Origin of the sequence: Rhodococcus sp. EPR-134 (assembly GCF_001647205.1) — a bacterium.
GTDB classification, from domain to species: Bacteria; Actinomycetota; Actinomycetes; order Mycobacteriales; family Mycobacteriaceae; genus Rhodococcus_F; species Rhodococcus_F qingshengii.
This window is the reverse complement of record NZ_LVCT01000609.1, coordinates 1-6569: the sequence shown is the minus strand read 5'-3', so window position 1 is coordinate 6569 and position 6569 is coordinate 1. Positions and strand designations below refer to the sequence as shown.

Here is a 6569-nt window from a genome sequence, read left to right as displayed (position 1 = left end):
GGTGTTCGAGAACGAAAGCGTGTACTTGATGTCCTGACCGGCAACAACATTCGAACCCGACACCGGATCAGAAGACTTCACCACAGCAATCTTCGGAGACAGAACCGGATGCTCCGTCGTCACCGGCGGAGGAGTGATCTCCGGACCCGTCGGCGGCTTCGCAGTACCGGTGACCTTGTTGTTGATCAGAACCCCGCCGGCAACACCGGCATTGATCTTCACCTGATAGGTCAGAACAACCGACTTACCAGCTTCCAATCCACCGGTCCAGGTGAGCGTGGTGCCCGACAGGGTCGGAGCAGCACCGTCGACACCGTCAACAGTCGCCTTCAGCGAACCGTCCACCAACGTCGCGTTGTCGAGAACCTTCGATAAATCATCAGTCAACACAACAGGATTGAGCGTCGTCTTACCGGTGTTCGTACCGGTCACCGTATACGTGATCGTCTGACCAGCATTGACGCCGGTACCCGACGCAGGATCCGCAGTCTTCGCGACAGTGAAACCGGGAACCGAGTGATTCGTCTCAACCGGCGGCGGAGTGATATCCGGACCGGTCGGCGGCTTCGCAGTACCCGTGACCTTGTTGTTCAAGACCGTACCCGCAGCGACACCGTCGTTGACCTTCACCTCGTAGGTCAGGACAACCGACTTGCCGGCTTCGAGAACGCCAGTCCACGAGATCGTCGTACCCGACAAAGTCGGAACAGCCACGGAAGCTCCGTCAATGGTCGCCTTCAGCGAACCAGGAACGACAGCAGCATTATTGAGGACCGCACCCAGATCGTCATTGATCTGTACCGGATCAAGCTTCGTCTTGCCGGTGTTGGTGCCGGTGACGGTGTACTTGATCGACTCGCCGGCCTGAACCGTCGAACCGGAGATCGGATCGGCAGTCTTCGCCAGCGTAAAGCCTGGAACCGAGTGATTCGTTTCCACCGGAGGAGGAGTGATGTCCGGACCGGTCGGCGGCTTCGCAGTACCGGTGACTTTGTTGTTCAGAACCGTTCCCGCGGCAACGCCGGCATTGACCTTCACCTGGTATGTCAGAACAACAGACTTACCGGCCGGGAGATTCGCGGACCACGACAAAGTGCTGCCCGAAAGAGTCGGAGCAGCAACAGGAGCACCGTCGATGGTCGCCTTCAGCGAGCCCGGAACGACAGCAGCATTGTTGAGAACCGCACTCAGATCATCGGTGATCGTCGCGGGAGTCAGGGCCGTCCTGCCGGTGTTGGCACCGGTGACGGTGTACGTAATGGTGTCGCCGGCCTGAACCGTCGAACCGGAAACCGGATCAGCCGTCTTGGTCAGCGTGAAACCAGGCATGGGATGCGTCGTGCAGAGATTGGTTGCAGGATCACATGTTGTGGGGGGAGTTGTAGTCCCCGGAACCAGATAGTTGTTCAGAACTTTGTTGCCGCCGTCTTTGACAGTGACGGTGTATGTGACTGTCCCCTTGCCGCCGGCCGGCAAGGTGCCGCCGACCTTGATCTTGTCGGCGCCGTTCAATGCGGCGGTGAGTCCGCCGGTTGCAGCACCGACCGCAACTGTTCCGTCATCAATGACGTCGGCGAGGTAGTCCGTGTAGTCGATCGTTGCCGGCGCAGTGCCCGGATTCTCGAAATTCAGAGTGTAGGTGATTGATTGGCCGATATTGACCGTCTCACCGGTAGGTGGTGACGACGACTTCTTCACGAGAACCGGGGTGTTCTTGACCTTGCAATACACGTTGTCACCCGGTGTAAGTGCTGCCTGCGCAACGTCACCGACCCTGAGGGCCTGGGTCACGCCGTTTACCTGGCAATCCCACGATGTCGCATAGTTCGCGGTCTTGGTCGCCGAGGTAGTTGGCTTCTCCCAGAACGTGACAGGGGTGGGCGTGGTATCTGCGAGGAGCGTCCGCCAGCCAGTCGATGCCGTCGTATCAGTCGCACCGGTCGTGGTGCTCTTGATCTCGGTTGCTGCAGCGGCGCCTGCATCAGCGTGGTGTCCGGTGCTCATGCCGATAGTGAAATCGTCACCGGGGGTGACGCGCGTGAGGTCCTTGTCGATCTTGACCTTCGACAGCAGCACACCGAACGCCAGGCCCTGACGCGAGGTCGCCTGAACGGTATTTCCGAAAGTGGCTGCGAAACTTGTCGGAGCAGTCGATGCAACGACCAGCGTTCCGGGCGTGCGCCCCTGTCCATTGACGTTGTTCCACGAATCGCATCGGACGGTATTGGCTGGCATACCCGTCAGCCCACCGTCACAGGCCCGAATTCCGGGGTAGGCAGGATCACTGTCGTCACCGACGGTACGTGCGATCTGCCGTAGAGGCTTGTCCGAATTGAAAGTGAGGAATTCACGGTCGTTCGTAGTATTGATATTCGCGTCTGTCGACTCGGCGTCGGCTGCTACAAGCCCGTAGTTGTTGACGGCGCCATTCGGCCCCGTCATCACGATGTTCTTCAGCGAGACTGTTCCACCGGACTGACCAGCGGTGGCTGAGGTTTGGTAGATCGCCGGCTTGATCGTCGTCGGCACACCCGTGTACGCGGAAGTTCCCAACGCTGCATAGTGCAACGTGGGAAATGCCTTCGTTTCGATCCCCTGGTGTGTCTTTCCCGCTACCGAGTCGGTGAGGAAAGCCTTGAAGTTGATCTTGTAACCGTCGGTGAGCTGGATTTCCATCGACTGCCCTGCCGCAGAAGCAGCCGTTGCCGCATCGAGCGTCGACATATCGATCCAGCAGATGTTCTGCGAGAACGGACCGGTGCCGGGGGCGCTGAATGCGCAGCCTTTTGCAAGCTGTTCATCCGGAAGAACAGCGGCGCGAGCCGGCGCCTGAGCCTGAACGGGGCCGCCGAGCGTCGCGGCCGGCTGCGCTGACGCAACCACTGCCGTCGCGCCGGAGATACCGAGAATCATCGCGATGGCGGTCCATACCACCGTCCACGCTCGCACCCAGGGCGGGAGCCCTGCGGTGAATATGGCCGACCTTGTCGGCGGTATGTCGTTAGGCATTTCTTACTCCCCAGGATGTGCCTGATCGATGTTCGATGGACGGAGATGCGAGAGCGCTGGCGCGAACTCCCGGTTGATCGGTTGGTTCGGGTCGATGCGCCTGTTTTCGGCTGATCGACCTCACACCGGACGCTGTTGCCGGTCCTGTCATTCGAGCTCCTCTTCGGAAACACCTGCGTGTTGGAAGAGCCGCCCTGAACAGGACCTTGGCCCTCGAAATCCGCGCAAATCGAGAGCAACCTTCCAGTTATCAGGAACAAGATAACAGATAACCGGGAGCTTGCCCATCGAAAGTCGGACAAAGCAGACCGATCGACGTTTTTGTTCGTAGATCGGACAAGCTTCGAGGAGCAGTGTTGTCCGAGCGGACAATTCAGCCCTCGGAGTGCGGCACCGCGGCGAACGCGATGACATTCAACGTTTCCGCTGACCAGATCGGGTGACGACCAACCTCGAGGAAGATATGGAATCTGGACAAATGCCCAATATGGATAAGGCCTGTTGGATGCGCCACAGACCCTCGAACGACGTTCGGAAACCCCGTCCTGCATGGAGTCCGATCACGCGTGCGAGCCCGTCGAAATTGATCGAATTGATCCAGACCACACTCAGCGACGGCTGCCGGTAACGAAGCATCCCGAGGCTCCGATAATTGGATTGCGAGGCACCAACTTCGCCCGAAACCGGGCGGCCGCCTTCGATTCAAACCCAACTTCAAGTCCGTTTTGTAGCTTTTCAGGCAGAGCAGTTCTGCTCATTTTCTGCCATAGCTATTTTCTGATCCTGCTCAGCTAGTCGAAAGTTCAGCGACCGTGGCTACCGCCCGGCAGAATTCTCGTAACTGACGAGCAACAACCGGACTAACCAGCCAAGCGTCACAAGAGTGCCAAAAAGGGCCCTTCCGCGTGCCTCGAGGCAAATGCATCGAGGGCGAAAGGGCCCGAACCGGGCACCACGGAGCCAAGGGCCCCGCCGCAAACTAGCTGCTGCCGAACCCCACACTGTTGGCGTAGCGATCGAAATCGCCCTGGGCTCCGCTGTAGACGTTGATATCAGTGTTTCCGGTGATTCCGGGGATTCGTCCGGTGCTGGTGTACTGCCAGAAAGTCCAGTTGGACCAACCGCCGGGTAGCGGCCCCGGTGCGTTCTGCCCGTTGTAATCGGCGATCCACAGCGGGTAGTGGTTGAACTCGGTGGTGTTGGCCATCTGAGTACGCCAGAAGTTGGGATACGTGTAAATGATGGGCTGCCGCCCGGTAAGTGCCTGGACTGTATTCAAGTAGCGATGAGTCCAGTCGATGACCTGCCCGGCGGGCAGTCCCTTCGCGTCCTCGAGATCCAGAACGGGCGGGAGGTCACCAGGTCCGTTGATACCCAGGACGATCGCCGAATAGAAGGCGGCCTGGGCTTCGGGGGACTGGCGAACGTCTGCGTAGTGGTAGGCCCCGCGCGAGACGCCGGCAGCACGCATGACCAGGCAATCCTGGATGAAGTACGGATTGACGTAGTTGAGCGACTCGGTGGCCTTGACCATCGCGAACTCGTGCCCTGACGCCTTGACCTGGAACCAGTCGATTCCGGTTCCGTCCACGTGTTGCCACGAAGAGACGTCCGGGCCACGGGGAGCGTCGGCAGCGGCGAGGCCAGGTGCCGTGATCGCGATGGCAGCTGCCATCGCGATCGGGGTGAGCTTGCCCAGTGTCCTGACGATCCGTCGCTCGACCATTTCCCGAGACTAAGGTCGACTAGTCCGTTTTGTCCCCTAATTCAGGGAATGTTCACTCAACCGAGCCAATCGAGAACAGCCGCAGCGGTCCACGACTGTTGCATACTGCCCAGCGGCTCACCGGTGAAAGGCTCGTAGTATTCGGCAAAACTGCCATCGCTGGCCTGCCGCAACCCCTCCGAACGCAAGACGTGCGATCTCTCGGCCCACCCCCGACGCGCGAACGCCCACGAGAACAACCACGTGATCACCGGCCACACCGGGCCACGCCAATACTCCCGCGGGCGGAAATCGCCGGAAACCGGAGACGTCGACGGTGGGACAGCAAACCGCATGTCCGGATGACCACAGAATTTGGGCCCCTCGAAAGTGCGCAACAGAGCGCGCTCGGCATCGCGGCTCAGGCCGCCGCACAGCAACGGCGCAAACATCGCGATGGTCTCGGTATGAACCCATCGCCCGGTGCGAAGATCGAAATCCTTTGCTGCACCTGATCGTTCATCGGTGGTGGCAATCACGCCCTGCCGGAATCGATCTGCCCAACCGCGCAGATCACGGACGTCGGAGTTCGGCCGCGAATGCTCCTCACCGATAGTTGCCAAGACGTCGCATGCCATCGAGAAAACCGCACTGACAAACACGTCCTCGACGGCAAAACTCATGGCAGTGGCGAGTTGAGAATCCTCGTACCGCACGGCCTTCATCTCTTCGAGAAGCCAAAGGTAGCGGTCGTATTCGTTATCCGTGGGCCGCTGAGACAGGTCCGTCACCACAGCGAGATCAGCACGCTGATACGCAGGAACTTGTCCCGCAACAACATTCGCGTACGCCAGATCCCACCGCGGAGAGTTGTCCATCCCAGATTCCCACCCGTGATAGAGCGCGATACGGCCGTTGCCGTCGAGATCGCGGGCCTCCGCCAACCACCGGTGCCACCGAACCAGATCGCTCCAGCGTCGGTCGAGGAACTCTTCCGCGACCGCACGCGTCGTACGTCCGTGCCGACGCGAATGATCGAGAATCCGCTGCACCGCGATCGCGTGAACGGGGGGTTGGGTGATTCCCGATGTAGCGGTACCCAGAGGAGCATGCGCTGCCAACGCATTGACATCCCACCGCGTCGGGCCGGGGAAGTAGCCGTCGACACCGTTCGCGAACACGATGTGCGGAATCATTCCGTTCTTCCACTGAGCCGAGAGCAAGGTATCGAGCTCTACTACCGCCCGTTCGACGCTGAGCGGCGCCAGACCTACCGCCACGAACGCGGCGTCCCAGCTCCACATGTGGGGATACAGCTTCGGGGCAGCGCTGGTCATCGTGCCCAGGTCGTTTCCGCGCAGCAAGTAGGCAGCTCGGGCGGCGAGCTGAGTCGGGGTAAATCCGCGGTCTGCCATAGATGTCTATTTTGCGACGCGTCGAGCCTTTGCGCTCACCGAGCACGAATCCGGCGCCGCAGCCGCAATAATGAAGGAAGTCCGTCAGGTGATCTCGGAGTGGAGGCCTAGTGCGCGAGAAGATCAAAGCACTGCTGTTCGACGTCCAGGGCACAGCGACCGATTTTCACAGCACACTGTGCCGAGAGGCCCGTCGAATCACCGACGCCGACGTGGACTGGCCAAGATTCGTCAATCTCTGGCGCGCTGAGTACTTCGCGAACACCTCCGAGGCCGACGACTCCACAGGCGAATGGGTGACAGTACATTCGGTGTACCGCGAGGCTCTGCGCAAGCTGTTGGCCCGCGAGAGCATCGAACTTTCCGATGCCGAACAGGAAGAACTCACCACCGCCTGGAAATTCCTGGACCCGTGGCCCGACACTGTCGCCGGCCTGACA

At 60.1% G+C, this 6569-nt stretch carries 3 protein-coding genes and 1 pseudogene; 1 reads left to right on the top strand and 3 read right to left on the bottom strand.

Annotated features, from left to right (window positions below; all coding sequences use genetic code 11):
* The 3 genes from A2J01_RS26775 to ggh all read right to left on the bottom strand — a co-directional run.
* A partial coding sequence (locus A2J01_RS26775; RefSeq protein ID WP_231915922.1) for a DUF7927 domain-containing protein occupies nucleotides 1-3009 on the bottom strand: 3009 nt, incomplete at its 3' end.
* Nucleotides 3010-3988: 979 nt separating this feature from the next.
* Nucleotides 3989-4684 carry a glycoside hydrolase family 25 protein gene (locus A2J01_RS26770; RefSeq protein WP_370334015.1) on the bottom strand — a complete coding sequence of 232 codons (696 nt, stop codon included), beginning with the start codon at nucleotides 4682-4684 and terminating at the stop codon, nucleotides 3989-3991.
* A 107-nt stretch (nucleotides 4685-4791) separates the two neighbouring features.
* Nucleotides 4792-6129, bottom strand: coding sequence for a glucosylglycerate hydrolase (gene ggh, locus A2J01_RS26765; RefSeq protein WP_042449890.1), 1338 nt, complete (start codon nucleotides 6127-6129; stop codon nucleotides 4792-4794).
* 110 nt (nucleotides 6130-6239) lie between these two features.
* On the opposite strand from ggh, the pseudogene A2J01_RS26760 reads away from it, so the two are divergent.
* Nucleotides 6240-6569, top strand: a pseudogene (locus A2J01_RS26760) (haloacid dehalogenase type II); the annotation flags it as partial.